Origin of the sequence: Prevotella sp. Sow4_E9_plate, from assembly GCF_052116205.1 — a bacterium.
In the GTDB taxonomy this organism is placed as follows: Bacteria; Bacteroidota; Bacteroidia; order Bacteroidales; family Bacteroidaceae; genus Prevotella.
On record NZ_JBQKLN010000014.1, the window covers coordinates 1 to 25,289 of the forward strand.

General features: G+C 45.3%; 18 protein-coding genes, 1 tRNA gene and 2 rRNA genes. 13 read left to right on the top strand and 8 right to left on the bottom strand.

What is annotated here, in order from left to right; translation table 11 throughout:
* The 13 genes from ACTQ53_RS07220 to glmM all read left to right on the top strand — a co-directional run.
* Positions 1–111 (top strand): 23S ribosomal RNA (locus tag ACTQ53_RS07220); the annotation flags it as partial.
* A 105-nt stretch (positions 112–216) separates the two neighbouring features.
* Positions 217–329: ribosomal RNA gene (rrf, locus tag ACTQ53_RS07225) — 5S ribosomal RNA — on the top strand.
* Between the two features lie 592 nt (positions 330–921).
* The gene (locus ACTQ53_RS07230; RefSeq protein WP_441932617.1) at positions 922–1,317 is read left to right on the top strand and encodes a lytic transglycosylase domain-containing protein; all 396 of its coding nucleotides are present in this window, start codon (positions 922–924) and stop codon (positions 1,315–1,317) included.
* Between the two features lie 245 nt (positions 1,318–1,562).
* Positions 1,563–1,638 (top strand) — tRNA-Met (locus tag ACTQ53_RS07235).
* A 163-nt stretch (positions 1,639–1,801) separates the two neighbouring features.
* On the top strand, positions 1,802–2,398 hold the full coding sequence (locus tag ACTQ53_RS07240) for a TetR/AcrR family transcriptional regulator (RefSeq protein ID WP_153122383.1): 597 nt from the start codon (positions 1,802–1,804) through the stop codon (positions 2,396–2,398).
* A 30-nt stretch (positions 2,399–2,428) separates the two neighbouring features.
* Positions 2,429–3,187, top strand: a complete 759-nt coding sequence (gene fabG / locus ACTQ53_RS07245) for a 3-oxoacyl-[acyl-carrier-protein] reductase (RefSeq protein WP_294701713.1) — start codon at positions 2,429–2,431, stop codon at positions 3,185–3,187.
* A gap of 29 nt (positions 3,188–3,216) precedes the next feature.
* Positions 3,217–3,885 carry an RluA family pseudouridine synthase gene (locus ACTQ53_RS07250; RefSeq protein ID WP_294972547.1) on the top strand — a complete coding sequence of 223 codons (669 nt, stop codon included), beginning with the start codon at positions 3,217–3,219 and terminating at the stop codon, positions 3,883–3,885.
* A gap of 19 nt (positions 3,886–3,904) precedes the next feature.
* Positions 3,905–8,668, top strand: a complete 4,764-nt coding sequence (locus ACTQ53_RS07255) for a translocation/assembly module TamB domain-containing protein (RefSeq protein ID WP_441932581.1) — start codon at positions 3,905–3,907, stop codon at positions 8,666–8,668.
* 14 nt (positions 8,669–8,682) lie between these two features.
* Complete coding sequence (tamL, locus tag ACTQ53_RS07260) at positions 8,683–11,082, top strand: translocation and assembly module lipoprotein TamL (protein ID WP_441932582.1); 2,400 nt, start codon at positions 8,683–8,685, stop codon at positions 11,080–11,082.
* Positions 11,083–11,238: 156 nt separating this feature from the next.
* Complete coding sequence (locus ACTQ53_RS07265) at positions 11,239–12,150, top strand: nucleotidyltransferase (protein ID WP_153122387.1); 912 nt, start codon at positions 11,239–11,241, stop codon at positions 12,148–12,150.
* A 15-nt stretch (positions 12,151–12,165) separates the two neighbouring features.
* Positions 12,166–13,200, top strand: a complete 1,035-nt coding sequence (locus ACTQ53_RS07270; RefSeq protein ID WP_441932618.1) for a DHH family phosphoesterase — start codon at positions 12,166–12,168, stop codon at positions 13,198–13,200.
* 192 nt (positions 13,201–13,392) lie between these two features.
* Positions 13,393–14,085, top strand: coding sequence for a DUF4827 domain-containing protein (locus tag ACTQ53_RS07275; protein ID WP_264950638.1), 693 nt, complete (start codon positions 13,393–13,395; stop codon positions 14,083–14,085).
* Positions 14,086–14,135: 50 nt separating this feature from the next.
* Positions 14,136–15,527 carry a phosphoglucosamine mutase gene (gene glmM / locus ACTQ53_RS07280; protein ID WP_233905763.1) on the top strand — a complete coding sequence of 464 codons (1,392 nt, stop codon included), beginning with the start codon at positions 14,136–14,138 and terminating at the stop codon, positions 15,525–15,527.
* Positions 15,528–15,762: 235 nt separating this feature from the next.
* Here the strand turns inward: glmM and ACTQ53_RS07285 are convergent, their stop codons facing one another.
* The 8 genes from ACTQ53_RS07285 to purD form a co-directional block, all read right to left on the bottom strand.
* The gene (locus ACTQ53_RS07285; RefSeq protein ID WP_295403726.1) at positions 15,763–16,503 is read right to left on the bottom strand and encodes a hypothetical protein; all 741 of its coding nucleotides are present in this window, start codon (positions 16,501–16,503) and stop codon (positions 15,763–15,765) included.
* A 6-nt stretch (positions 16,504–16,509) separates the two neighbouring features.
* Positions 16,510–17,121 (bottom strand): polysaccharide deacetylase family protein, encoded by a 612-nt coding sequence (locus ACTQ53_RS07290; protein ID WP_153122407.1) that lies wholly within the window; start codon positions 17,119–17,121, stop codon positions 16,510–16,512.
* 69 nt (positions 17,122–17,190) lie between these two features.
* Positions 17,191–20,625, bottom strand: coding sequence for a glycosyltransferase family 117 protein (locus ACTQ53_RS07295; protein WP_441932583.1), 3,435 nt, complete (start codon positions 20,623–20,625; stop codon positions 17,191–17,193).
* Between the two features lie 124 nt (positions 20,626–20,749).
* Complete coding sequence (locus tag ACTQ53_RS07300; protein ID WP_294969553.1) at positions 20,750–21,466, bottom strand: ABC transporter ATP-binding protein; 717 nt, start codon at positions 21,464–21,466, stop codon at positions 20,750–20,752.
* A gap of 70 nt (positions 21,467–21,536) precedes the next feature.
* On the bottom strand, positions 21,537–22,376 hold the full coding sequence (locus ACTQ53_RS07305; RefSeq protein ID WP_441932584.1) for a metal ABC transporter solute-binding protein, Zn/Mn family: 840 nt from the start codon (positions 22,374–22,376) through the stop codon (positions 21,537–21,539).
* A 41-nt stretch (positions 22,377–22,417) separates the two neighbouring features.
* Positions 22,418–22,870 carry a YqaA family protein gene (locus ACTQ53_RS07310; protein WP_441932585.1) on the bottom strand — a complete coding sequence of 151 codons (453 nt, stop codon included), beginning with the start codon at positions 22,868–22,870 and terminating at the stop codon, positions 22,418–22,420.
* Between the two features lie 51 nt (positions 22,871–22,921).
* Positions 22,922–23,899, bottom strand: coding sequence for a hypothetical protein (locus ACTQ53_RS07315; RefSeq protein ID WP_294969545.1), 978 nt, complete (start codon positions 23,897–23,899; stop codon positions 22,922–22,924).
* A 105-nt stretch (positions 23,900–24,004) separates the two neighbouring features.
* The gene (gene purD / locus ACTQ53_RS07320) at positions 24,005–25,273 is read right to left on the bottom strand and encodes a phosphoribosylamine--glycine ligase (RefSeq protein ID WP_441932586.1); all 1,269 of its coding nucleotides are present in this window, start codon (positions 25,271–25,273) and stop codon (positions 24,005–24,007) included.
* Positions 25,274–25,289 lie beyond the last annotated feature (16 nt).

Below are 25,289 nucleotides of genomic sequence, written 5' to 3' on the forward strand. Positions count from 1 at the left end.
AGATGAGAACTCCATTGAGGGTCGTCAGAGACGATGACGTTGATAGGATGCAGGTGTAAAGACAGCGATGTCAAAGCCGAGCATTACTAATTGCCCGAACACTTTCTTTAGAAAGTTCATAGTTTCAGCAGTTGACTCTCGATTGAATCGAGAGGGACGGTGGTTCTTTACTGTCAAATACAGTTTGCTTGTGTGCAAATACGTCATACCCCATTATCAGGTGGTTATTGCGGTGAGGTCCCACCTCTTCCCATTCCGAACAGAGAAGTTAAGCTCACTTGCGCCGATGGTACTGCAATACAATGCGGGAGAGTAGGTAGCCGCCTTCTTTCAATTTCAGAAGCCTCGATTACGAAAGTAGTCGGGGCTTTTTTGTTTTCATGCTGATTTTGTTTTCTCACGCTGATTGCTATTTTATGTTGATTGTTTTTTTCTCACGCAGATTTGGATTTCCCTTCGGCCGCCGATTTTCAATTCGCAGATGACGCAGATTATTTCAGCTGCTTTATCCTTTTACCTTTTTACTCTTTTACTTTTCGACCCTTTCCCCTTTTCCCTTTTAATCTTTTACCCTTTTACTCTTTTACTCTTTTACCTTTTTCCTGCTTGATGTATGTCAAGACGTTTTGTTATAAAGTGTTTAAAACTTCAAAAAAGCGCTGATAATCAATAGATTACTTGCATATTTCGATTTTTTTTAGTACCTTTGCAAACGATAAGAATAAGGATAGCATGTTTATGCGTTTTCGCATAGATTGATATCCGTTAAGGTATCTAACGGAACTGAGGTGAGCAGCCTTTCTTTTTCTCACAAGTTGCCACCGCGAAATCACTGATGTTGTATTTCAGCTTTTCAGGTTCCATAAAACAAAAAATATGAAGAGAATAACAATGGTATTGGTCAGCATCTTGGTGCTGGTTATGAAAGTATGTACAGCGTCGGCTGCTACAAATGGAAATGTATCCTCTACTAATGATTTCGATTGGACTCCAGTGATGGAAGCGATTATCCAGGTAGAGAGTGAGGGTAACCCCAACGCAAAGAGTGGTAATTCTGTTGGTGTTATGCAGATTACCCCAATCTTAGTGGCAGAGTGTAATGACATCTTGAAGAAAAGGAAGAGTAAGAAGCGTTACACATTAGCAGATAGATATAGTATTTCTAAATCTAAGGAGATGTTTCTCCTGATGCAGTCTGTCCACAATCCTCTTAATAGCATTGAGAAGGCGATTCGTGCCTGGAATGGTGGAAATCACTACAGTGTGAAGAGAACCCAGCGCTATTTTGAGAAGGTCATGAAGCTTTTGAAAAAGTAATTGATTTTTGATATGTCCGATCTGTCCCGCTGGGATAGGTCGGATTTTGTTTTCTGTCTCTTTCTGTTTTTTAGATAGACAACCTTTTATTAGCTATTTGTGGTGATATTTATCATTTATCACTACATTTTTCTTGTTAAGTGTTAAAACATTGTTAATTTGACAACTTTTTGCTAGAAATATTTGGCGGTTATCGAAGAATGTTGTACCTTTGCATTCGCAATTCAGAAATGAGTTGATTATATCGCGGCGTGGAGCAGTTGGTAGCTCGCCAGGCTCATAACCTGGAGGTCGCATGTTCGAGTCTTGCCGCCGCAACCATGCAAATCGGGTAGAAAGTTGTACTTCAACATTCTATCCGATTCTTTTTTTTATCCCTATATTTATAATTTAACACTAAATATTTGCATATATCGAATAAAACTACTAATTTTGCACACAGATATTTTTATGTGCAATCATTTTAATTAGGAGGGACTTCAATATGTCAATTTCCAAAACAAGACAAAAGTTAGTAGATGTCGCCCGACAACTGTTTGCAAAGAACGGTATAGCAAATACCACTATGAATGATATTGCTGTAGCTTCTGGTAAGGGTCGCCGTACGCTCTATACGTATTTTAGCAGAAAAGAAGATGTCTATTATGCTGTGATAGAATCAGAATTGGATCGTTTGTCTGAGAGACTCGATGAAGTTGCCTCTTGCAAAATGCGTCCTCAAGATAAAATCATAGAGCTTATTTATACACATCTCAGTATGATTAAGGAAACTGTAGTTCGTAATGGTAATTTGCGAGCTGAGTTTTTCCGTAATATCTGGATGGTAGAGAAGGCTCGCAAGAATTTTGATGAGGATGAAATTGAGATTCTGAGAAAGATTTATTCAGAAGGAAAGGAAGACGGTGAGTTTGACATTGATAATGTTGATCTCGTTGCAGATATTACTCATTATTGTATCAAGGGCTTGGAAGTACCATTCATCTATGGCCGATTGGGACATGGACTGAATGTAGAATCCAGCAGACCTCTTGTTGCCAAGGTAGTATATGGTGCCTTGGGTAAATCTGGATTGAAATTGTAATTTATTGATAATTAATTAAATATAAAAGAAATGGGATTATTAAGTGGTAAGACAGCCCTTGTTACAGGTGCTGCACGCGGCATCGGTAAGGCTGTCGCAATGAAGTTTGCATCTGAGGGTGCTAATATTGCATTCACTGACCTCGTACTCAACGATGATATGGCTGCTGGTTTGGAAGCTACTCGTAAGGAGATTGAGGCTCTTGGCGTGACATGTCGTGCTTACGCAGGTAATGCTGCTGATTTCGAGGAGACAGAGAAGACTGTTAAGCAGATTCATGCAGATTTCGGTTCTATTGACATTCTCGTTAACAACGCTGGTATCACAAAGGACGGTTTGATGCTTCGTATGACAGAGGCTCAGTGGGATGCTGTTTTGAACGTAAACTTGAAGTCTGCTTTCAACTTTATCCACGCTTGCTCTCCAATCATGCTCCGTCAGCGCAGTGGTTCTATCATCAATATGGCTTCTGTAGTGGGTGTTCATGGTAACGCTGGTCAGTGTAACTATGCTGCTTCTAAGGCTGGCATGATTGCTTTGGCTAAGTCTATTGCTCAGGAGTTGGGTCCTAAGGGTGTACGTGCTAATGCTGTTGCTCCTGGTTTCATCGAGACAGCTATGACTGCACAGTTGCCAGAGGAAATCCGTAAGGACTGGATGAAGAAGATTCCTTTGCGCCGTGGTGGTCAGACTGAGGATATCGCTAACGTTTGTCTATTCCTCGCTTCTGATATGTCTAGCTACGTAAGTGGTCAGGTTATCCAGATCGATGGTGGTATGAACATGTAATCTATTGGCATCCGTTTTTTAGCTAAAACATGCAGGTAGTTTACGAAGACAACCATATAATTATCGTCTCTAAGAGAAGTGGTGAAATCGTGCAGGGCGACAAGACCGGCGATGAACCTCTCTCAGAGACGGTAAAACAATATATCAAGGAGAAATACCAGAAGCCGGGAAATGTATTCCTAGGCGTGGTGCATCGACTTGATCGTCCTGTCTCAGGACTCGTAGTGTTTGCCAAGACCTCAAAAGCATTAAGCCGTCTGAACACGATGTTCCGTGATGGCGATGTTCACAAAACCTATTGGGCAATTGTAAAGAACATGCCAAAAGAGACTGAGGCAACCTTGACTCATTGGATTGTAAGAAATGAAAAGCAGAATAAAAGCTATGCTTACGATCATGAGGTAAAGAATTCGAAGAAAGCGATTTTGAAGTATAGGGTGATAGGTCATACTGATCATTACACTCTGTTGGAAGTGAACCTGATGACAGGACGTCATCACCAGATCAGATGTCAGTTGGCTAAGATGGGATGTCCAATCAAGGGCGACTTGAAATATGGTTCCCCCCGCAGCAACGCTGACGGCAGTATCTCGCTTCTTTCGCACAAGGTAGAGTTTGTGCATCCAGTATCTAAGGAAACGATTATAGTGGAAGCTCCTCTGCCTGATGATAATCTATGGAGAGCGATAGCTCCATAACTATTAAATATCCATGCTTATGAAGAAGTATGCGAAATGGGTAAGTGTCTTAATCCTTACTCCATTCTTGCTTATATTGTTGCTAACCGTTTTGCTTTACTTGCCACCTGTACAGAATTGGGCGGTAAAGCAAGTAGCTTCTTATGCTTCAGAATCGACGGGCATGGATATTTCTGTTGAGCATGTACAACTCGTTTTCCCTCTCAAATTGGGAGTGGAAGGCGTGAAGGTACTGCAACCTGTCGATTCGCTGAAGAACAGCAGAAATCTTACTCTGAGAAATAAAAAGGATACTGTTGCCGACATCCAGAAGATGGTGGTAGATGTGCAGTTGCTTCCACTCTTCAGCAATCAGGTGATGGTGGATGAACTGAATTTCACCAGGATGAAGGTGAATACTACCAATTTCATTCATGAAGCCCGCATCAAGGGAGATGTGGGCAAGTTGCAATTGGTGGCACATGGCATCGATTTGGGAAAAGAGCGTGTGAATGTAAATGATGCGCTTATAAAGGATGCCAGGTTGTCCGTGGAATTGAGTGATACTGTTCCACCTGATACGACTCCAAGTACTAATTTCTGGAAAATCAATATCCAGAAGCTAAAACTAAAGAATACCGATTTTACCCTTCACATGCCTGGAGATACACTTCAGGTGAATGCTTATTTGGGTGATGCGTTGGCTCGCACCACCTATCTCGACCTGTATAAAGGTTTGTATCAGATACAGCATCTGGATTGGAAGAACGGAAGGGTGAACTACGATCAGAATTTCGAGCGCCCGGTTCCGGGTATGGATTTCAATCATCTTGCCTTTTCTGACATGGCTGTTAAGGCTGATTCTTTCTATTTCTGCGATTCCAGGATTGATGTGAAGATTCAGGAAGCGAAGTTGAAGGAGAAAAGCGGACTGAAAATCAACCAGCTCTATGGCAGATTCGTAATGGATTCTGTGAAGATGCAGTTGCCTGATCTCTATCTTCGTACCCCTGTTTCTAATTTGCAGGCTTCGGTAGATTTCGATATGAATGCTTTTGCCGAGAAAAATCCGGGCAAGATCATGGCTCGTGTCAACGGAGCCTTGGGACGTTCTGATCTTTTCCTCTTGATCGGTGATGCTTTGCCTAAGCAGATGAAGAACAGATGGCCTTACTATCCGATGAAGTTAGAAGGCTCATTCAAGGGAAATATGCAGCGTGCTTCCTTCTCGGGAGTCAAGTTGAGTCTGCCTACGGTTTTCCAGTTGAGTACTGATGGAACCATTGCCAATCTGATGGATATGGACCATCTGAAGGCGAATGTCGATTTGCAGGCCCGTACCTATAACCTCGGTATGGTGACGGCGATGCTTGATCCTTCCTTGACTCAGGAAATCCGTATTCCTAGTGGTATCAGCATCAATGGTAATGTAAAGGTTGATGGTACGAAATATGCAACCAGGCTGGCTCTTACCGAGGGTAAGGGAAGCATGAAGGTGGATGCTACTGTTGATGCCAGGACCCGCAAGGACGGTAGCCTGGACATGAACAGTCTGGCTTATCAGGCTAAGTTGCAGGCTTCAAACATCCAAGCCAGACATTTCTTGCCTCATCAGAATCTCTACACTTTTACCGGAGCTGTAGAGGCAAAGGGTGTGGGCACGGATTTCCTGTCACCACGTACCCGACTGATGGCGAAAGTCAAAGTGAATCAGGTGCATTATGACAAGTATCATCTGCATGATGTCTTGGCTGATGCGCAGGTTGCTAATGGTAAGATACATGCCACGCTGGATAGTAAGAACGATTTGCTGAACGGTGTCATAGCCGTGAGTGCCTTGGCAAGTACCAAGAAGTTGCAGGCTACTTTGGTGGCTGATGTGCGCCATGCAGACATGTATCAGTTACAGGTAACCCAAAAGCCTGTGGGTGTTTCACTTTGTGGACAGATAGATATTCATTCTGATTTAAAGGATAACCATAAGGTATGGGCCTCTATGGACGATATTACCGTAAGAGCAGGAGATAATGTCTATCGTCCGGTAGGAGTGAATCTGGATGTGCTGACCACCAGGGATACTACCCATGCCATTGCTTCCTGTGGTGATTTCCGCCTGAACATGGATGCGCATGGTGGATATCAGATGCTCTTCGATAGAGTGGTGGGATTGCAGAAGGAATTGTTGAAGCAGTTTAAGAACCGTCGCATCGATCAGGTGCAGATACGTAACAGCTTCCCGCTCGGACATATTTATCTTTCTACCGGCAGGGATAATTTCATCTCGCGCTTCATCAAATACATGGGATATGACTTCAAGTCGGTAGAAATGGATTTGAATGCTTCGCCTTTGGCTGGACTTGAAGGTTATATGAATATCGATTCCCTGGTAGCAAGTGGCATACAGCTGGATACCATCCGTGCCTTGGTCCATACGCAGGGAGATACTATCCGTTATTCGGCACGTGTTCAGAACAATAAGCACAATCCGCAGTATGTGTTCCGTGCTTTGGTAGATGGCGAGGTTCAGGAGCATGGTTCCAATGTCAAGGCACGTATCTATGATGCAGCCAATAAGTTGGGCGTAGATGTCGGACTGGCTGCCATGTTGCAGCCTAATGGTGTGAAACTTTCCTTGATTGATACGCATCCGATATTGGGTTATAAGGAATTTGTAGCCAATGATTCCAACTATGTGATGTTGAGTGATGACGGACGTGTATCTGCCGATCTGGTGCTGAAGGCAGCAGCGGGCAATATGGGTATGCGTGTCTATTCCAACGATGAGAACGAGGATGCCCTGCAGGATATCACCGTCAGCATGAGCAGGTTCAATCTGGACAAGGTGCTGAGTGTGATTCCATATATGCCGGATATTACGGGTATCATGGACGGTGACTTCCACGTAATCCAGACTAAGGAGGAACTCTCCGTATCTTCTAATCTGAAGATTGATAATATGACCTACGAGAAATGTCCGATGGGCAATGTGGGTTCAGAGTTTACCTATATGCCAAAGAGTGACGGTTCTCACTATGTAGATGCCATCCTTACCTATGAGGGTGATGAGGTGGCAACTGTTACGGGTACATACAAGTCGGAAGGTGCCGGCGATCTGGATGCAGAGGTAGGACTGGAGAAACTCCCGCTTCACTTCATCAATGGTTTCGTACCCGACCAGCTTCTTGGTTTGAAGGGATATGGCGAAGGTGCCTTGAAGATGAAGGGTGCCTTGAGCAATCTTGATATCGATGGTGAGGTATATCTCGATTCTGCTTATCTGGTAAGTGTGCCATACGGTATTTCCATGCGATTTGCCAACGATCCGGTGCGCATTACAGACAGTAAGCTGCTCTTCGAGAACTTCATGATGTATGCCAATAATGAGAGTCCGCTCAATATCCAGGGTGCTCTCGACTTTACTGATGTTGAGAATATGAAGCTCAATATCCGTATGAGGGCGCAGGACTTCCTGCTGATAGATGCTCAGGAGAATGCACGTTCTGAAGCTTTCGGTAAGGCTTATGTCAATTTCCTCGGAAGTATGCAGGGCTCCTTGTCTAATCTGAAGATGATGGGTAAGCTGGATGTATTGGGTAAGACCGATATGACCTATATTCTGCGTGAGTCGGAGTTGACCACCGATAATCAGCTGGATGAGCTCGTGAAGTTTACCAACTTTAAGAGCGGTAAGGAAGTTGTGGTCCAGAAACCGGCACTGGATGGTTTTGATATGTTGCTGAGCATGTCTATCGACGAGTCAGCACGTATCTTGTGTGCCTTGAATGCAGATAAGACCAATTATGTGGATCTGATGGGAGGAGGCAATTTGCAGATGCGGTACAACACGGCTGACGGTATCAGATTGACGGGTCGATATACCTTGAATGATGGTGAGATGAAGTACTCTCTGCCTATCATTCCATTGAAGACCTTCAATATTCAGGACGGAAGTTATATCCAGTTCACGGGTGATCCGTTTAATCCAACCTTGAGTATCACGGCAACTGAGAATATCAAGACTACCGTCAACGAGGGTGAGGGTAGTGGACGTTCGGTAGATTTCGTATGCGGAGTAAAACTGAGCCAGACCTTGGAGAAACCGGGCATCCAGTTCATCATCTCTGCTTCGAACGACCAGACCGTTCAGGACGAGTTGAGTTCGATGAGTGTTGAGGAGCGAGGCAAGATAGCCATCACGATGCTGGCTTCGGGAATGTATCTGGCAAATGGTTCTACCAGTTCGTTCTCTATGAATAGTGCCTTGACTTCCTTCCTTAATTCGGAAATCAATAACATTGCCGGTACAGCCATGAGAAGTATCGGACTTGATGTCGGTATGTCTGTTGATAACCAGACCAATGCTGCAGGAGCAACCCATACAGATTATAACTTTAAGTTTGCCAAGCGATTCTTTAACAATCGCTTGAGTTTCTCGGTGGGCGGACAGGTATCAACAGGTGCCGAATTGGAGAATGCCAATAATAATGAGACATTCTTTAATAATGTGGAAGTACAGTATCGACTCAACGAAGGAGCCAGTATGTATGTAAGAGCCTTTTACAATGCCAATACCTACGATTGGCTGGACGGTCAGATTGGTGAATATGGCGGTGGTTTCACCTGGCGCAGAAAGCTTTCCAAGTTTACGGATATCTTCCGCTTGAAGACTGATAAGCAGCAGCCCCAAGGTCCTTCGCCTGCATCGGTAATCAGGAAAGACTCTCTGGCATCTCCTGGAACAGGGAAAGATAAGATAAACAAGGCAAAGACATCGCAGATGTTCGACCCTTTGAAGACCAAGTAAAATAAGTTAGTGATATGAGAAAGAAGAATCGACTTCACCTTATTATATATATAGCAGTATCGGTGATGCTGACCAGCTTTTTGTTTACAGGGTGCTCCTCAACGAGTGCCCTGAAGGAAGGCGAGCAGCTTTTTGCAGGATTGAAGCCTATAGAATATACCAATTATGAGGCGAATCCGTATGCTGATTCGGTGAAGGAGGAGATGGAGTATGCACTGGCTTCAGCGCCTACGGGTGCTTTCATGGGAAGCAGCTATTATCGTACACCATTTCCTCTCCGCTTATGGGTATGGAATGCCTTTTCCCAATCGGATGATGCACTCTCGCGATGGATTACCAAGGTATTTGGCTCGAAGCCTAAATTGATGGCTAATGTGAATCCGCAGTTGAGAGCACAGGTGGCAGAACATCAGCTCGATAAGTTGGGCTATTTTAATGGCAAGGTAGATTATGAGGTGCTTACCCAGAGTAATCCGAAAGAAGCCAAGGTGGCTTATAAGGTGGATATGGGTCATCTGTGGAGATTGGATTCCATCGCTTATCTCAATTTCCCTGAGCATGGCAGGCAACTTATCGACTCCACCATGTCGGAGGCTATCATCAAGAAGGGACGACCTTTCAAGGTTTCGTCCTTGGAACAGGAGCGCCAGCGACTCACCCGACTTTTCCGTAACCATGGCTATTACTTCTATCAGAACGGTTATGCATCTTATCTTGCTGATACGGTAAATACGCCAGGAAAGGTGAATCTCCGTCTGGCGATGGTCGACAGTATCGAGCCTGAGGCAACACGCCAATGGTATATCGGCAATATCAACATCAACTTCAAGAAGCAGTTTATGGAGGAGATGACCGATTCTTTCGTGCGCCGCTACCTGAAGTTCCGCTATGCAGGTAAGAAGATGCCGATTCGTGCCGGCGTGGTGCTCAGAGAATTGAAACTCCGTCCTCGCAAACTCTATATGGTGGATGATGAGACGAGGGCAAAGGCGGGATTGCAGTCAATGGGACTCTTCAGTTATACCAATGTGCAGTATGTTCCCCGTACTACCCAGGTGATAGACAGTTTGGGAAATATTCAGTACCGTGACACCCTGGATGCCAACATCGACCTGGTGTTTGACAAACCGTACGACTTCTATATAGAGGCGAATGCCAAGGGTAAGACGACGGGAAGAGTAGGTCCGGAACTGGTTGTGGGTTTAACCAAGCGCAATGCTTTCCGTGGAGGCGAGAAACTCGATATCAACTTCCATGGTTCGCATGAATGGCAAACCATCAACGGGCAGGGAGGTAGTTCCAGCAAGATCAATTCGTATGAATTCGGTTCGGATGTCTCACTTTCCTTCCCAAGTATCATAACCCCTTGGAATGCTTTCCGTACGATGGCGCAGAACGAGCGCAGATTCAGAAATGGTCATATGCCCCGTCGTTACTATGGTACGCCAACCACCACGGTGAAGGCGTCTATGAACATATTGAACCGTGCCGGTTATTTCCGTCGCCATGTGGCAGGAGGAGAGCTGACTTACGATTGGGCTACCTCTTATCAGCATCGCCATTCGTTCAGTCCGCTGATTCTTTCGTATGAGTATATGAATTATACTTCACCGAAGTTTGACAGTATCATGAATAATAATGTATATGTGGCAACTTCGATGGCTGACCGCTTCATTCCGAAGATGAGTTATACTTATACCTATCGCAGTGCCCAGAAGTATCGCAGTCCTATAGTCTGGTCTACTACCGTGAGCGAAGCTGGTAATGTCCTGTCGCTGGGCTATCTCCTGGCGGGTAAGAAATGGAGCGAGGATGGCAAGACGATGTTCAAGAATGAGTACTCTCAGTTTTTTAAGATGGAGACGGATTTCGTGAAGTATTGGACGTTGAATCCTACTTCTACCCTTGTTGTTCATCTCAATGCAGGTGTCATCTGGAGTTACGGCAACTCAAGTCAGGCTCCATATACCGAGATGTTCTATGTGGGAGGAGCCAACAGCATCAGAGCCTTCAATGTGCGAGGTATCGGTCCGGGAAAGCAGGATTATAGTGACCTGAGTAATAAATATGCCAATATCCTGCGTACGGGTGATATCAAGTTCCAGGCAAATCTGGAGTATCGTCCCCGCATTTGGGGCGACCTTTACGGTGCTCTGTTCCTGGATGCTGGAAATGTATGGATGAAGGATGCTGATCTCTCAGAGAATGAAGCCTTCAAGTTCGGAGAGTTCTATAAGCAGATGGCTGTAGGCACCGGTGTGGGTATCCGTTACGATATGGGCATGTTCGTGGTTCGTGTAGATTGGGGAATCGGCTTGCATCTGCCATACGATACCGGCAAGAGCGGCTTCTATAACATCCCTAGCTTCAAGAAAAATCAGAGCCTGCATTTGGCAGTGGGTTATCCTTTTTAGTGAATTGAGAGAACAAATTGCCCGGAGTTAAGGGTAGAAAATGAGAAATGTTGATGTAAATCAAAAAAAGTGATAGAAAAATGCCGCTACGTGCATATTTTTTTGTACTTTTGCATCGGTATTCTTTTAGTATCAACTATTTAAAATATATACAATATGAAACCTACATTATTGCTTTTGGCTGCTGGTATGGGTAGCCGTTACGGTGGTTTGAAACAGCTCGATGGTCTGGGTCCTAATGGTGAGACTATTATGGACTACAGTATCTACGATGCTATTCAGGCTGGTTTTGGAAAGATCGTTTTCGTTATCCGTAAGGATTTCGAAGATCAGTTCCGTGAGAAAATCCTCTCTAAGTATGAGGGCCACATTCCTGCAGAGCTCTGCTTCCAGGCATTGGACGACCTCCCAGAGGGATTCAGCGTACCAGAAGGTCGCGAGAAGCCATGGGGTACTAATCATGCTGTATTGATGGCTAAGGATATCATCAAGGAACCTTTCTGCGTAATCAACTGCGATGACTTCTACAATCGCGATTGCTTCATGGTAATGGGTAAGTTCCTCTCTGAACTTCCAGAGGGTAGCCAGAACCGTTATGCTATGGTTGGTTTCCGTGTAGGCAACACCTTGAGCGACAATGGTACTGTAGCTCGTGGTATCTGCTCTAAGGATGATAAGGAAAACCTGACCACTTGCGTTGAGCGCACTGAAATTATGCGCATCGATGGTAAGGTATCTTACAAGGACGAGGAAGGCAAGTGGGTTGCTGTCGAGGACAACACACCTGTTTCCATGAATGTCTGGGGCTTCACACCTGATTACTTCGAGCACAGTGAGGCTTACTTCAAGGAGTTCTTGAGCGATCCTAAGAATATGGAGAACAAGAAGGCTGAGTTCTTCATCCCATTGATGGTCAACAAGCTCATCAACGAGGGTACTTCTACAGTAAAGGTTCTCGATACTACAAGTAAGTGGTTTGGTGTAACTTATGCAGCAGACCGTCAGAGTGTTGTAGATAAGATTCAGAGTCTTATCGATGAAGGTGTATATCCAAACAAACTCTTCTAATTCAGTTAGATGGATATTAATTTAAACATATTATCAGATCAGGAAGCCGCTATTCTCCGAGAGACTATAGCGGCTTCTCGTCGTATTGTTATTTGTGCCCATAAGTCACCTGATGGCGATGCGATTGGCTCATCCTTGGGATGGGCTTATTATTTGCGCTCTCTAGGCAAGGAGCCAATGGTTTGTGTACCGGATATGATACCTGATGCCATTTCCTGGTTGCCTGGTTGTATTGACATAGTAAGATATGATAAGCATCCCGAGAAGGTGCAGCAGGCATTTGATGAGGCAGATCTCGTCTTCTGTGTTGACTTTGGCAGCACAGGACGTCTTGACGAGATGGATCATGTACTTGCTGACTGCAAGGCGCAGCGCATTGTTATAGACCATCATCTGGCTCCTAATCTGGAGGCTAAGCTGATGATTTCCCAGCCACATGCCAGCAGTGCCAGCGAACTGGTGTTCCGATTGGTATGGCAGTTGGGTGGTTTCCCTGAGCTGGATAAGACCTGGGCAACCTGCGTTTACTGCGGTATGATGACGGATACGGGTGGATTTACTTATAATTCCTCTAATCCGGACATCTATTACATCATCTGCCAGCTCCTGACCAAGGGCATCGACAAGGATAAGATCTATCGCAATGTATTCAATAACGCCCGTGTGTCTGCAGTCCGCTTCCGTGGTCATCTGATGAACGAGAAATTGCAGGTCATCGAGTCTCTTCATGCCAGTTATTATACCGTTACCCGTAAGGAATTGAAGGACTATGATTTCATCAAGGGCGATTTGGAAGGATTGGTGAATGTGCCTCTTACCATCAAGGGACATAAACTTTCTATCTCTCTCCGTGAGGATACCGACATCGATAACCGTATTCTGGTAAGTCTCCGTTCGGTAGATGATTTCCCATGCAATAAGATGGCAGAGCAATTCTTCAATGGTGGCGGTCATCTCAATGCATCGGGAGGAAAACTGCTTTGCAGTATCGAGGAAGCTGAGCTTGTAGCCCAGAAAGCCATTATGGCATATGCCGATTTATTGAAGTAAAACTTCGGGTATAAATCCGGCAAATAGTGAAAAAATAAGAAGAAACAACCCCGAAAGAGGCATTTGGATGATAATAAGTGATAAATTATAATAAAATCCTCCTATTCCTCTCGGTGTTGTCTTTTCTTTTTTGTAACTTTGCGCAATAATTTAGATTTTAATACAAAGTAATTCAGACATTAAGTAATAGTAATGAAGAAATTATTGTTTGCAATAATAGCTTTTGCGGCCGTTTTCTCGTTTGCCGCATGTAGTGATAATGAGACTTACGCAGATTTGCGTAACCGTGAACTTGATTCTATCGCTGCCTTCCTGAAGAATGAGAATATCACCGTTATTTCAGAGGATGAGTTTACCAAGCGATTTAAAGAGGGTAAGACTCTTACCGAGCATACCAATGGCAAGAACGAGTATGTCTTGTTCAACAGTAATGGTGTGTATATGCAGGTATTGGAGCAGGGCTGTGGCGATTTTATCAAATCTGGTGAAACTGCAGATGTATTGGTGCGTTTCGATGAATATAACATCAATACCCGTGCCAAGATCTGTAAAGATTCATGGACACTCTCTAATAAGGTAGCTGCTTATTCTTATTATATAGATAAGATGACGGTAACCAATACCACAGGAACTTTCCAGGCCACTTTTGATACCAAGACCAGTTTGATGGCTACAGCTCATGCCAGTCAGTCTTATGGTGTCAGTGGTGTCGTACCTAGTGGATGGCTCGTTCCTTTTACATGGATCAAGGTTGGTCGTCCTCAGACCGATGCAGAGCGTGTTGCCCATGTTCGCTTGTTGATTCCTCATTCATACGGTACAACAACTGCTTCGGGTAGTGTGAATGCATATTTCTATGATTTGCTCATCCAGCGCGGAAGATAATCCGGTTTGTTGAAGAATTTTCCTTAATAATTCATTTTAAAGATATAATTATGACATTAATTAAGTCTATTTCTGGTATCCGCGGTACAATTGGCGGTCCAGCGGGCGATACTTTGAATCCGCTCGATATCGTAAAGTTCACTTCTGCATACGCAACATTCATTCGTCGTAGCGGTGCTTCGAAGAGTAATACCATCGTTGTTGGTCGTGATGCACGAATCTCTGGCGAGATGGTTAAGAATGTAGTTTGTGGTACCTTAATGGGTATGGGCTACGATGTTTTGAACATTGGTCTGGCTACTACTCCTACTACTGAGCTTGCCGTAACCATGAGTGGTGCTGCGGGTGGTATCATCATTACTGCTTCCCACAATCCACGTCAGTGGAATGCCCTCAAGCTCCTGAATGAGAAGGGTGAGTTCCTGACTGCTGCCAATGGTAGCGAGGTGTTGAGTATCGCTGAAAAAGAAGACTTCGAGTATGCTGATGTTGATTCTCTCGGTAAATATACAGAAGATAATACATTCAATAAGCGCCATATCGACTCGGTGCTTGCTTTGAAGCTCGTTGATGTTGAGGCTATCAAGAATGCTCACTTCAAGGTTTGTGTAGATGCTATCAACTCTGTGGGTGGTGTTATTCTCCCTGAGTTGCTCGATGCCCTCGGCGTAGAATATACATTCCTGAATGCTGAGCCTACCGGTGATTTCGCTCACAACCCAGAGCCATTGGAGAAGAATCTCGGTGGCATCATGGATGAGTTGAAGAAGGGTGGATATGATATGGGTATCGTTGTTGACCCGGATGTTGACCGTCTGGCTTTCATCTGCGAGGATGGTAAGATGTTTGGCGAGGAATATACCCTGGTAAGTGTAGCTGATTATGTATTGAGCAAGACTCCAGGTAACACCGTCAGCAACCTTTCATCTACTCGTGCGCTCCGTGATGTAACCGAGAAGCATGGCGGTTCATATTGTGCTTCTGCCGTAGGTGAGGTGAATGTAACCACCAAGATGAAGGATGTTCACGCTGTGATTGGTGGCGAAGGCAATGGTGGAGTTATTTATCCTGAGAGCCACTATGGTCGTGATGCCCTCGTAGGTATCGCTCTCTTCCTGAGCAGTCTGGCTCATAAGGGCTGCAAGGTGAGCGAGCTTCGTGCCAGCTTCCCTAACTACTTCATCGCCAAGAACCGCATCGACCTGACCGCTTCTACCGATGTAGATGCTATCCTCGTCAAGGTGAAGGAGCTGTATGGCAAGGAGAAGGATGTAACTGTTACTGATATCGACGGTGTGAAGCTTGACTTCCCTGACAAGTGGGTTCACCTCCGCAAGAGTAACACTGAACCAATCATCCGCGTATATAGTGAGGCTTCAACCATGGAGCAGGCTGATGAACTTGGTAAGAAGCTCATGCAGGTAGTTTATGATATGCAGTAAGATACTGTATTATATATGAGAACGACTTCTCACAATTATAGGCAGCAATGCTTATAAGTGTGAGAAGTCGTTCTCGTTTATAGTAAAAGTTGTCCGGATATTACTTATTTATTTTCGTAACAGTCAGCTTCTAAAGCCGCACAACAGCTGTTGTGCGCTTGCATAGCACGTGTTGTGCGCTTGTTGCCCAGCTGAAGTGCAGTTATTTTAGCTCCGGTATAATTTGATGGAAAACTTATTCCTCTGCCAGCTCTTTCATCGCATCGTTTAATGTGTTGAAAAGAACGTTGATGTTTTCTTCTTCATTCTTGCATGCCTCCTTGAAGAGGGCAACAGGATCTTCAGGATCGCCCTTCAGCGGAGCCTCATTGAGGAGGATGTTCACATTGTTCAGCAGCATACCGTGCAGGGTAGGCATGTGGAGCTGATGCTGGCTGCCCTCCTTGCTGCCACATTTCAGTCCGGCTGCGTATGCCTTCACGATGATACGCACCAGCAGATGGATAGCCATCGGTTCGTCGGCAAGACTGATGAGAATGCCATGCGTATAATCGCGTACGTGCTCCTCTATGCTTGTAAACTTACCTTGAAGAAGCCAGGTGAAGTTGCGCTTGTATTCAGCTTCCATCGCCTTGTAAAGCTGGTTGGATTTGCAGGCGATGCGCAGATAGTCGAGCATGGTTGGCTCGAAGGTAGGATCCGCTTGCTTCATGCTCTCAAAGTTCTTCTTCATGCGCTCATTAGCCTCTTCTGCGCTCTTGTAGTTGAGTCGTACGAGGGTAGAGAACATGATGTCGAAGAAATACTGGTTCACTTCTCCATAGTGTTCCAGCATCATCTGCTTCACCTCTTTCGGGTCGTTTTTCTTCTGGAAGTCATCTCCTCCGATGGCTGCATCCATGATGCCTCGGGCATAAGCCTCGAAGAAACCTCTTACAAATGAAGCTACAGCTTGATAACTATTGATTCTTTTCATGTCTGTTTATTCAAAAATCTTAAATTCATAACCCTGTTCCATGAGCCATTCGATGGATTGTGGAAGAGCTGTCTTCAGTTTGTCGATGCTCTTCAATGAGTCGTGGAAGGTGATGATGCTGCCGTTGCGGGCATACTTCTTCACGTTGTTTACCACGTCTTCTGCCGTCATCCATTTAGAATAGTCGCGGGTAACCAGGTCCCACATAATTACTTTATAGGTACGATGCAGCCACCAGTATTCACTGGCTCTCATCCATCCATGAGGTGGACGGAAAAGATGGGCATGTATCAACTCATTTGCTTTGTTGGTATTGAGAACGTATGAGATGACACGATGCTTGAAAGCACCGATGTGGTTGAATGTATGGTTGCCCACCTGATGTCCCTCTGCCACAATCTGGTTGTAGAGGTCGTGGTTGCGCAATACATTCTCGCCCACCATAAAGAAGGTTGCCTTGATGTTATATTTTCTCAGGGTTTCCAGAATGAATGGAGTGGATTCTGGAATGGGACCGTCATCGAATGTGAGATATACCGAGTGGTCATTCTTATCCATTCTCCAGATTGCCTTTGGATATAACCATCTAAGCCATTTGGCTGGTTGCTCTATGAACATGGGAAAAATTGATTGTTATGAATAATGAAAAGTTTGATGTAGCCATCGCTACATCAAACTTTCTGTTATTTACTGATTGCCTTCTGGCATTTTGCCGCCTCTGCCGTGGTACAGGGTATAGAGGTTGTTGAGCTGCTTCTGATACTTCTGTTCCAACTGAGGACTTACCATTCCTGCTACATCGCAGATGCTCTGCATAATCATAAGCTGACGGATGCAGTCGTTCTGACTCATGAGGAATCGGTCGTTAGATAATGAGAGGTAATAGTTGAGATACTGTGAAGCGTTCTTCCAAACTGCTTCTACATATTCCTTACCCTTGGCTTTCTGACCGGTCATCAACCAGCCGCGAGCCATATCCAGACCACCACTCATGTAATCGAGTGTTACGTTGTATGCCGGAATCTCTACATCAGCCTTCTTCAAGATGTTGATAGCCTTCTGCTTCTTGCCTTCAGCTATGAGCTGGAGAGCTGTCTGAGCAAGCAGGCGACGGTGAGTATAACACATGCGCATGGTAGTCTCGTCGATATAGAGACCCTTCTGCTTGAGGTTACCGAACTTGAATCGGGTCATGATGTTATGATAGGTCTTCTCTGTATCGAAGTTCTTGGCACCTGGCTTGTTGGTGGTGAACGGAGTGATACGGTTCACAAGTCCCTCCTGTACGAAGTTGTCACCCAGGTTCATATAGTTCTCTTCGCCTACGGTGAGTGCTACGTAGAGAGGACGTGTCCAGTTACACTGTGCCAACATTTCGAGCATCATGAGGTCGTTCTTGTAGAGTGCGCTCTTGCCGGCAAGCGAGATGACCATCTTGTCTGGAATAGAATCTGATGCCATCATCATGCCGCTCTTCTTTACAGCCTCCTTGTCGATAGTGACATAGAGGGTATCGGTTGGGATGAAGTGCATATCAGGGTTCTTGCTGCGTACCCAGTTCTTCAGAATGTTCTTCAGCTCGAAAGGCTCATCGCCGAACTGCTTCTTGGCATTCTCTGGATCTTGCTTGTAGAATTCAAGAATCTGCTTCTTTGTTTCCGGCTCTACCGATACATATTCGTTGGTACCTGAACAGAAGTCGAGACGTGGCCAGGTGATTGGCACAGAAGGTGAGTTGTATGCAGGACGCATCATCTGGTCGATATACCAGTCAGTCTGCAGGTAACTCAGGTTACAAACGCGGGCATCTGTTCCTACGCCTTCTACTTCCTGATTGTACCAGAGTGGGAAGGTATCGTTATCACCATTGGTGAAGATGATAGGGTTGCTCTTCTCCTGGAGTGACATCAGATAGTTCTGACCAAAGTCACGGCAGGTGTAACGGCCTGAACGGTCGTGGTCATCCCAAGTCTGTGAAGCCATCTGGATTGGGACGAGAAGTGTGATGACTGCTACGATAGCAGAAACGGCTGTTCCGCTGAGCTTCATCTTCTGTTTCAGAAGGTCGATGATGGCGAGGACGCCAAGACCACACCAGATAGCGTAGGCATAGAATGAACCGGCATAAGCATAGTCACGCTCACGTGGCTGCATAGGAGTCTGGTTCAAGTAGATGACGATGGCAAGACCTGTCATGAAGAACAGGAAGAATACCACCCAGAACTGCTGGATACCGATAGGAAGAGTCTCCTCAGTCTCCACGCCGTTCTTCATTACCTTGCGTTTGCGGGTATACCAAGCCTGCCAGAAGAGACCGATGAGACCGAGAATCAGCGGCATGCAGTAGAACACGTTGTGTCCCTTGTTTTCCTTCAAATCGTCTGGCAATTTGCTCTGGTCGCCATAGCGTGCATCATCAATGAATGAGAAACCGGAAATCCAGTTACCATGTTCTGGTTCGCCATTGCCCTGAATGTCGTTCTGACGTCCGGCAAAGTTCCACATGAAGTAGCGCCAGTACATGAAGTAGCACTGATATGAGAGGAAGAAGCGGATGTTGTCAATCTGTGAAGGAACCTTCACCATGATGCTTTCACCGCAACGGTCGTAAGGTACTTCGGAGCCTTCTACGCCGACCATCCAGTCTTCGTATGCTGAGGCATGAGCCGAGCTGTACATACGAGGGAAGAGCATATTCTGTGCATAGACGTACTTGTTCTTATGACTTACTACAAAGTAGGAGTCCTTCTCATCTGCAGAAGCCTTCTCCTTGCGCTGGTAAACCGGTGCACCTTCCTTCATGACAGGCTTGCACATATTGCCATCTACCTCAAGAGCTACCTGAGAGGTATAAGCCTGACCATAGAACAAAGGACGGTCGCCATACTGGTCACGGCTCAAGTAACTACCCAAGGTAAAGATGTCCTCAGGAGAGTTCTGGTCCATAGGAGGGTTGGCAGATGAACGGATTACGATGAGCGCATAGCTCGAGTAACCAATCATCAGCATCAGCATGCAGAGCAATGCTGTATTCTTGATGCGGGCAGAGATGAGAGGCAATACCTGCATCTTCTTCTTTGTGATGCCTGTTACCTCGTCAACACCTGTTGTGATTTCCTTCTTGCGCTTGTAGTTCAAGGCGAACCAGAGGGCTGCCAATACGAGGATGCCACAGATAACGGCGGTCCAGCCATATCCATAGAAAGGAATGCCGAGCATACCGAAGCCGAGAACGAAGGCGATGTTCTGCTTCTTCTCGTTCTTTTCTGAGGCATTGTATGTCTCGTAGATACCCCAGATAACAGAGGCTACGAGGCAGATGATATATACGATTTCACCGGTATTGAATGGACAACCGAGCACGTTGACGAAGAACAGCTCAAACCATCCGCCTACGGTGATGATACCTGGAACCACACCATACAATACGGCAACTACTACCAGGAATGAGAGGAACAACGCCAGGAGCGAACCCTTCAAGTTTGCCTGAGGTACCTTCTTGTAGTAATAAACCAATACGATGGCTGGGATGCAGAGCAGGTTAAGCAAGTGCACACCGATACTCAGACCTGTCATATAAGCGATGAGTACGAGCCAGCGGTCGCTATGAGGTTCATCGGCATGGTCTTCCCACTTCAGAATCAACCAGAATACCACAGCGGTAAAGGCAGAAGAGAAGGCATATACCTCACCCTCAACAGCTGAGAACCAGAAGGTATCGCTGAAGGTATAGATGAGTGCGCCCACCATACCGGATGCTTCAATGGCAATCAGTTTGCCGGTGGTCATCTCCTTCCAGTCACCGATGATAAGCTTGCGAGCCAAATGGGTGATGGTCCAGAAGAGGAACATGATGCAGACGGCACTGAGGAGTGCGCTCATCATGTTCACCATCTTAGCCACCTGAGTGGTATCGCTGGCGAAGTGTGTGAAGAAATTGCCCAAGAGCATGAAGAACGGTGCCCCTGGTGGGTGACCGATTTCCTGCTTGTAGGCAGTTGTAATAAACTCAGGACAGTCCCAGAAACTGGCTGTCGGCTCAATCGTGGAACAATAAACAAAAGCCGCAATGATGAATGCGACCCATCCAAAGATATTGTCCACCAATTTGTACTGTTTCATTATTGTTTAAACTTTAATGTATTATATTTCTTTGTTAAAGTGTATAAATCGTTGCAAAGATACTAAAAAGATGAGATAATCTTGAAGTTTATTCTTGTTTTTTAGGCATTATTATATTATCTACCTAAACATTTAGAAAATGTTCTTCCAGTTTTTCTCTAGGCATATCTGCTGTATCGTGGTAATGCAGATGATGGTTCACACAGGCGATGTGCTTCACATTATTAAGCACTTCGGCAATGTCGTGGCTCACGATGATGATGGCGCATTCCTTGTTAATTTGCTCCAGCATCTCGTACATCTGCTTTTGAAATCTGCGGTCGATATAGGTGTTTGGCTCATCGAGGATTACTACATCCGGCTTTGAGACAATAGCCCGGGCGAGGAGGACTCGCTGCAGCTGTCCACCGCTGAGGGCTGCGATGTGGCGGTCCTTGAATTCCATCAATTGCATACGCTCGAGGCAATCGAGTACCTGCTGATGCTGCGCCTGGGTGTATCTCGAAAAGAGACTCTTGGTCTTGCTGAGGCCAGAGAGCACCACTTCGTAGACGGAGATAGGGAACTGTTTGTCGAGGGAGTTGTATTGTGGGAGATAGCCCATTCGGATTTCCTTGACTTCCTGCCCATCTTTATAATATCTGATTCTTCCTTCTGTTGGCTTCATCAGTCCCAGAATGAGGCGCATGAGGGTAGTCTTGCCACCACCGTTAGGTCCGATGATGCCAAGATAATCGTCTTGATAGACGGTGAGATTGATGTCGTGGAGCACCTGTTTGCCGTCGTATCCGGCGGATAGATGCTCAATCTCTATTAACTTTGAACATTGAACTTTGAACATTGAACTTTATGATTAGTTATTGTTCTTTAAATTTAACCGCCAGGCTGGGTAGCACCAGCAGAAGTATAGTTTATTTGCCTACCACAATTTCCTTGCCTTGTACAGCCAATGAAGCTTCCTGCATCGCCCAGTTCCATTCGCCTTGCAATGGGTTGATATTCATTGGCTTGGTGTGGCTCTCGTTGATGAATGTATTGGTGTTGCGGTTGGCAAACTCTGCTTGTATGAGGCAATATTTGATCTTCTCTTTTCTTGCTCTCTTGATGAGGCTCTTCAGCTGGGCGGCACTTGGCTCCCTTCCTTCTTCCTCTATGGCTAGCTGCTCAAGCTGGTAGTCACGGGCAAAGTAGGTAAGGATAGGGTGATAAATCACAAACTTGCGTACCAAATCTGGGTTCTCTTTGAAACTTTCCTTGATGGTGCTGTCTCTCTTGTCGATGATGCTGAGCAGCGATTTGTAGTTCTTCTCGAAGAAAGTCTTGTGTTTTGGCTCCAGTTCGCAGAGTGCCTTGAGTATGTTGCTGGCGATGATGCGGGCGTTTTTGCAACTCATCCATACATGTGGGTCGATATTGCCGCCAGGTGTTTGGGCTGGCTTGATGCCTACAGAGGTATCAATCACCTTCATGTCGGGAGCGTTGTCCTGCAGTTTCTTCATCCAAGTCTGCTCGAAGCCGATGCTGCCCACTTTCAGATAGAGTGCACTATTGGAGAGTTCCATCATCTGCTGGGCGTTTGGCTCGTATGTTTCAGGGTTGTTACCATTCGATACCATTACGTTGACATCTACCTTGTCTCCGGCAATCTTATCTACGAAGTATTGGTAGGGAGGGATGGTAACGGTTACAGTAGGCTTGGCATTACTTTCAGCCATGCCAGCCTTTTGCTGGTTGCTTTTGCAGCCAACCATTAGGGTGCATATTATAATAAGGTATAAAAATCTCTTCATAATTAAACGATAAAACTCAGTCCATAGACCAATAAAACATATCTTAGTACTTTTCCGATGGTGATACTGAGTATCGAAATCGGAATATTGGCTCTTGTCAAGCCTAAAACGATGGTGATGGCACTTCCCAATAGTGGGAGAAAGGCGAAGAATCCCATCCAGGCGCCTCTGCCTGCCATGAAACGTTCAGCCTTATCCAGATTTTTTTTCTTCACATGCAGGTATTTCTCTATCCATTCCATCTTACCCATTCTGCCCACACCGTAGTTGAACATGGAACCAAGCACATTGCCGATGCTACCGTAGATAACGAGGGGGAGAGGCTCTAGTCCGGCTGCCTGCAAGCCTGCCATTACTGCCTCGCTGCTGAATGGGAAGAAAGAACCTGCCAGAAAAGCTGCAGCAAGCATGCCCCAATAGCCCCAGTCGATTAAGAAACTGATAATCCAACTCATTGTCAATTCGTCATTTAATAGGTCTGATGCAGCGTTTCAACACATCAAACTTTATCCGTGGATACTTAATCCTTGAACTGCCTGTAATAATACAGTTTCAGGAATGAATATATTGTATAATAATATCAAGACAGTCATCACGAGCATCGTGATAAACATGATATTGGTTATTTTTCCCTTGGTATAGGTGATGAAGTGAGCGATGAGTGGTGCCGTGTTTACTATCATGATGCTGCCTAACTCCTTGATGTGCTGAGGCTGCAGGATGATGAAGGCGAGGCTCACGAAGTTCACCATGGTGAACGACTCGTATATCATTCTCGTACGAATCTTGTCAGCATATGCTGTGTGCAGAAAGTGGATGGAACCGATAATGCCCAGAATGGTGATGAATATCAGGTTGACGACTTCATGGTCGGTTACCCTTGAATAATCAAACAACTCATGATAGTTGATGAATTCTGATAAATGGCTGACAAGTCCATCGATGTTGTTGGTATAGGCATAGTATCCTGCCGAGAACCAGTAAGGTATGATGATTCCGATGAGTGAGGCAAATAAGTTTCTGATACTGAAGGAATTGGTGAATACCATCATCATCAGCCATAATATCGGTAAGAAATAACCTATCTGTATGAATACCATCGAAGCGAGTCCGATACAGGTAAAGGCATAGAAAGTCCATCCTGCCGACCGTTTATCCTGATAGCTATTCCATATAATGAGATAGAAGGCGATGAAACACATCGATACGATATTGGCTTTATAAGATGGGGTTGGTAGACAAGTCATGGTGACTAGTACCAGAAAACTGCACGAAACCATTCGGCTGTAGGTACGCATCAGAGAGTTGTGGTTGTTGAGTTCTACCATCAGTAATGTAGATATGATGGTAAAAGCAAAATTAAGCCAAATGTTACCCTCTATAAAACCTACTGCAACCCAAACCAAGGTGGCAAGGGTTGCAGTGATTGGTAGTGCGTAGCGACTAGGTGCTACTTTATTTTGAAAAGTTTTTTTTCTTAACATCAATGTCTATTAATAATTTATAATGTATAATTAATAATGTACGTTGTAGCAGGAGGATTGTGTCCTGCAGATTTATACATTATTAATTATTAATTATTCATTATCTTAAAGGTCCTGTCCGATGTCTGAACGGAAGTACTTGTCGGTGAACTGAATCTTCTGGGCCTCGGCAAAGCTCTTCTTCAAGGCTTCTTCCTTGTCCTTGCCGTAGCTGCTTACGCAGATGACACGACCACCGTTGGTTACTACCTGTCCATCCTTCATCGTTGTACCGGAGTGGAATACTACAGAACCTTCAACCTTGTCGATACCTTCTATAGGATAGCCCTTCTTGTAAGCCTCTGGATAACCGCCGCTCACGAGCATGACGCAGACTGCTGCACGCTCATCAAACTCGATGTTGCGCTTGTCAAGGTCGCCAGCAGCAACACCTTCGAAGAGGTCTACGATGTCGCTCTTCAATCGGAGCATGACACTTTCTGTCTCTGGGTCGCCCATACGGCAGTTGTACTCGATGACCATTGGCTCGCCCTCAACGTTGATCAGTCCGAAGAAGATGAAGCCCTTGTAGTCGATGTTCTCTTCTGCAAGTCCCTCTACTGTAGGACGGATGATGCGCTCGTCTACCTTCTGCATCCATTCCTTGGTAGCGAATGGCACAGGGGTAACACTACCCATACCGCCTGTATTCAAACCGGTATCGTGCTCACCGATACGCTTGTAGTCCTTAGCCTCAGGCAAAATCTTATAGTTCTTGCCATCTGTGAGAACAAAGACAGAGCATTCGATGCCGCTCAGGAATTCCTCGATAACCACACGTGCAGAAGCATTGCCGAACATACCGCCCAGCATCTCCTTGAACTCCTTCTTTGCCTCTTCCAAAGTAGGGAGGATGAGAACACCCTTACCTGCGCACAAACCGTCAGCCTTCAATACGTATGGAGCCTTCAAGGTCTCCAGGAATTTAAGACCTTCCTCTACATGCTCGCCATCGAAAGTTTCGTATTGAGCTGTAGGAATGTTGTGGCGCTTCATAAACTTCTTGGCGAAGTCCTTGCTGCCTTCTAATACAGCACCAGCCTTTGAAGGACCGATTACAGGAATGTTCTTGGTGCGAGAATCGGTTTTGAAGTCGTCATAAACACCCTTTACCAATGGGTCTTCAGGACCAACAACAACCATATCAACACCGTTCTCGACAGCGAAGTTCTTCAGAGCCTCGAAGTCGTCAGCCTTGATATTCACGTTCTCGCCGACATTCTGAGTACCGGCATTACCTGGAGCGATAAAAAGTTTCTCACACTTTTCGCTCTGAGCGATTTTCCAAGCTAAGGCGTGCTCGCGTCCACCGCCTCCTAACAATAATATTTTCATCGTTGTACGTTTAATT

Bases quoted from the DNA above. Each gene is read 5' to 3' on its own strand.
- ACTQ53_RS07230 (WP_441932617.1), top strand. From the start codon at position 922: ATGAAAGTATGTACAGCGTCGGCTGCTACAAATGGAAATGTATCCTCT.
- ACTQ53_RS07240 (WP_153122383.1), top strand. From the start codon at position 1,802: ATGTCAATTTCCAAAACAAGACAAAAGTTAGTAGATGTCGCCCGACAA.
- fabG (WP_294701713.1), top strand. From the start codon at position 2,429: ATGGGATTATTAAGTGGTAAGACAGCCCTTGTTACAGGTGCTGCACGC.
- ACTQ53_RS07250 (WP_294972547.1), top strand. From the start codon at position 3,217: ATGCAGGTAGTTTACGAAGACAACCATATAATTATCGTCTCTAAGAGA.
- ACTQ53_RS07255 (WP_441932581.1), top strand. From the start codon at position 3,905: ATGAAGAAGTATGCGAAATGGGTAAGTGTCTTAATCCTTACTCCATTC.
- tamL (WP_441932582.1), top strand. From the start codon at position 8,683: ATGAGAAAGAAGAATCGACTTCACCTTATTATATATATAGCAGTATCG.
- ACTQ53_RS07265 (WP_153122387.1), top strand. From the start codon at position 11,239: ATGAAACCTACATTATTGCTTTTGGCTGCTGGTATGGGTAGCCGTTAC.
- ACTQ53_RS07275 (WP_264950638.1), top strand. From the start codon at position 13,393: ATGAAGAAATTATTGTTTGCAATAATAGCTTTTGCGGCCGTTTTCTCG.
- glmM (WP_233905763.1), top strand. From the start codon at position 14,136: ATGACATTAATTAAGTCTATTTCTGGTATCCGCGGTACAATTGGCGGT.
- ACTQ53_RS07285 (WP_295403726.1), bottom strand. From the start codon at position 16,503: ATGAAAAGAATCAATAGTTATCAAGCTGTAGCTTCATTTGTAAGAGGT.
- ACTQ53_RS07290 (WP_153122407.1), bottom strand. From the start codon at position 17,121: ATGTTCATAGAGCAACCAGCCAAATGGCTTAGATGGTTATATCCAAAG.
- ACTQ53_RS07295 (WP_441932583.1), bottom strand. From the start codon at position 20,625: ATGAAACAGTACAAATTGGTGGACAATATCTTTGGATGGGTCGCATTC.
- ACTQ53_RS07300 (WP_294969553.1), bottom strand. From the start codon at position 21,466: ATGTTCAAAGTTCAATGTTCAAAGTTAATAGAGATTGAGCATCTATCC.
- ACTQ53_RS07305 (WP_441932584.1), bottom strand. From the start codon at position 22,376: ATGGTTGGCTGCAAAAGCAACCAGCAAAAGGCTGGCATGGCTGAAAGT.
- ACTQ53_RS07310 (WP_441932585.1), bottom strand. From the start codon at position 22,870: ATGAGTTGGATTATCAGTTTCTTAATCGACTGGGGCTATTGGGGCATG.
- ACTQ53_RS07315 (WP_294969545.1), bottom strand. From the start codon at position 23,899: ATGTTAAGAAAAAAAACTTTTCAAAATAAAGTAGCACCTAGTCGCTAC.
- purD (WP_441932586.1), bottom strand. From the start codon at position 25,273: ATGAAAATATTATTGTTAGGAGGCGGTGGACGCGAGCACGCCTTAGCT.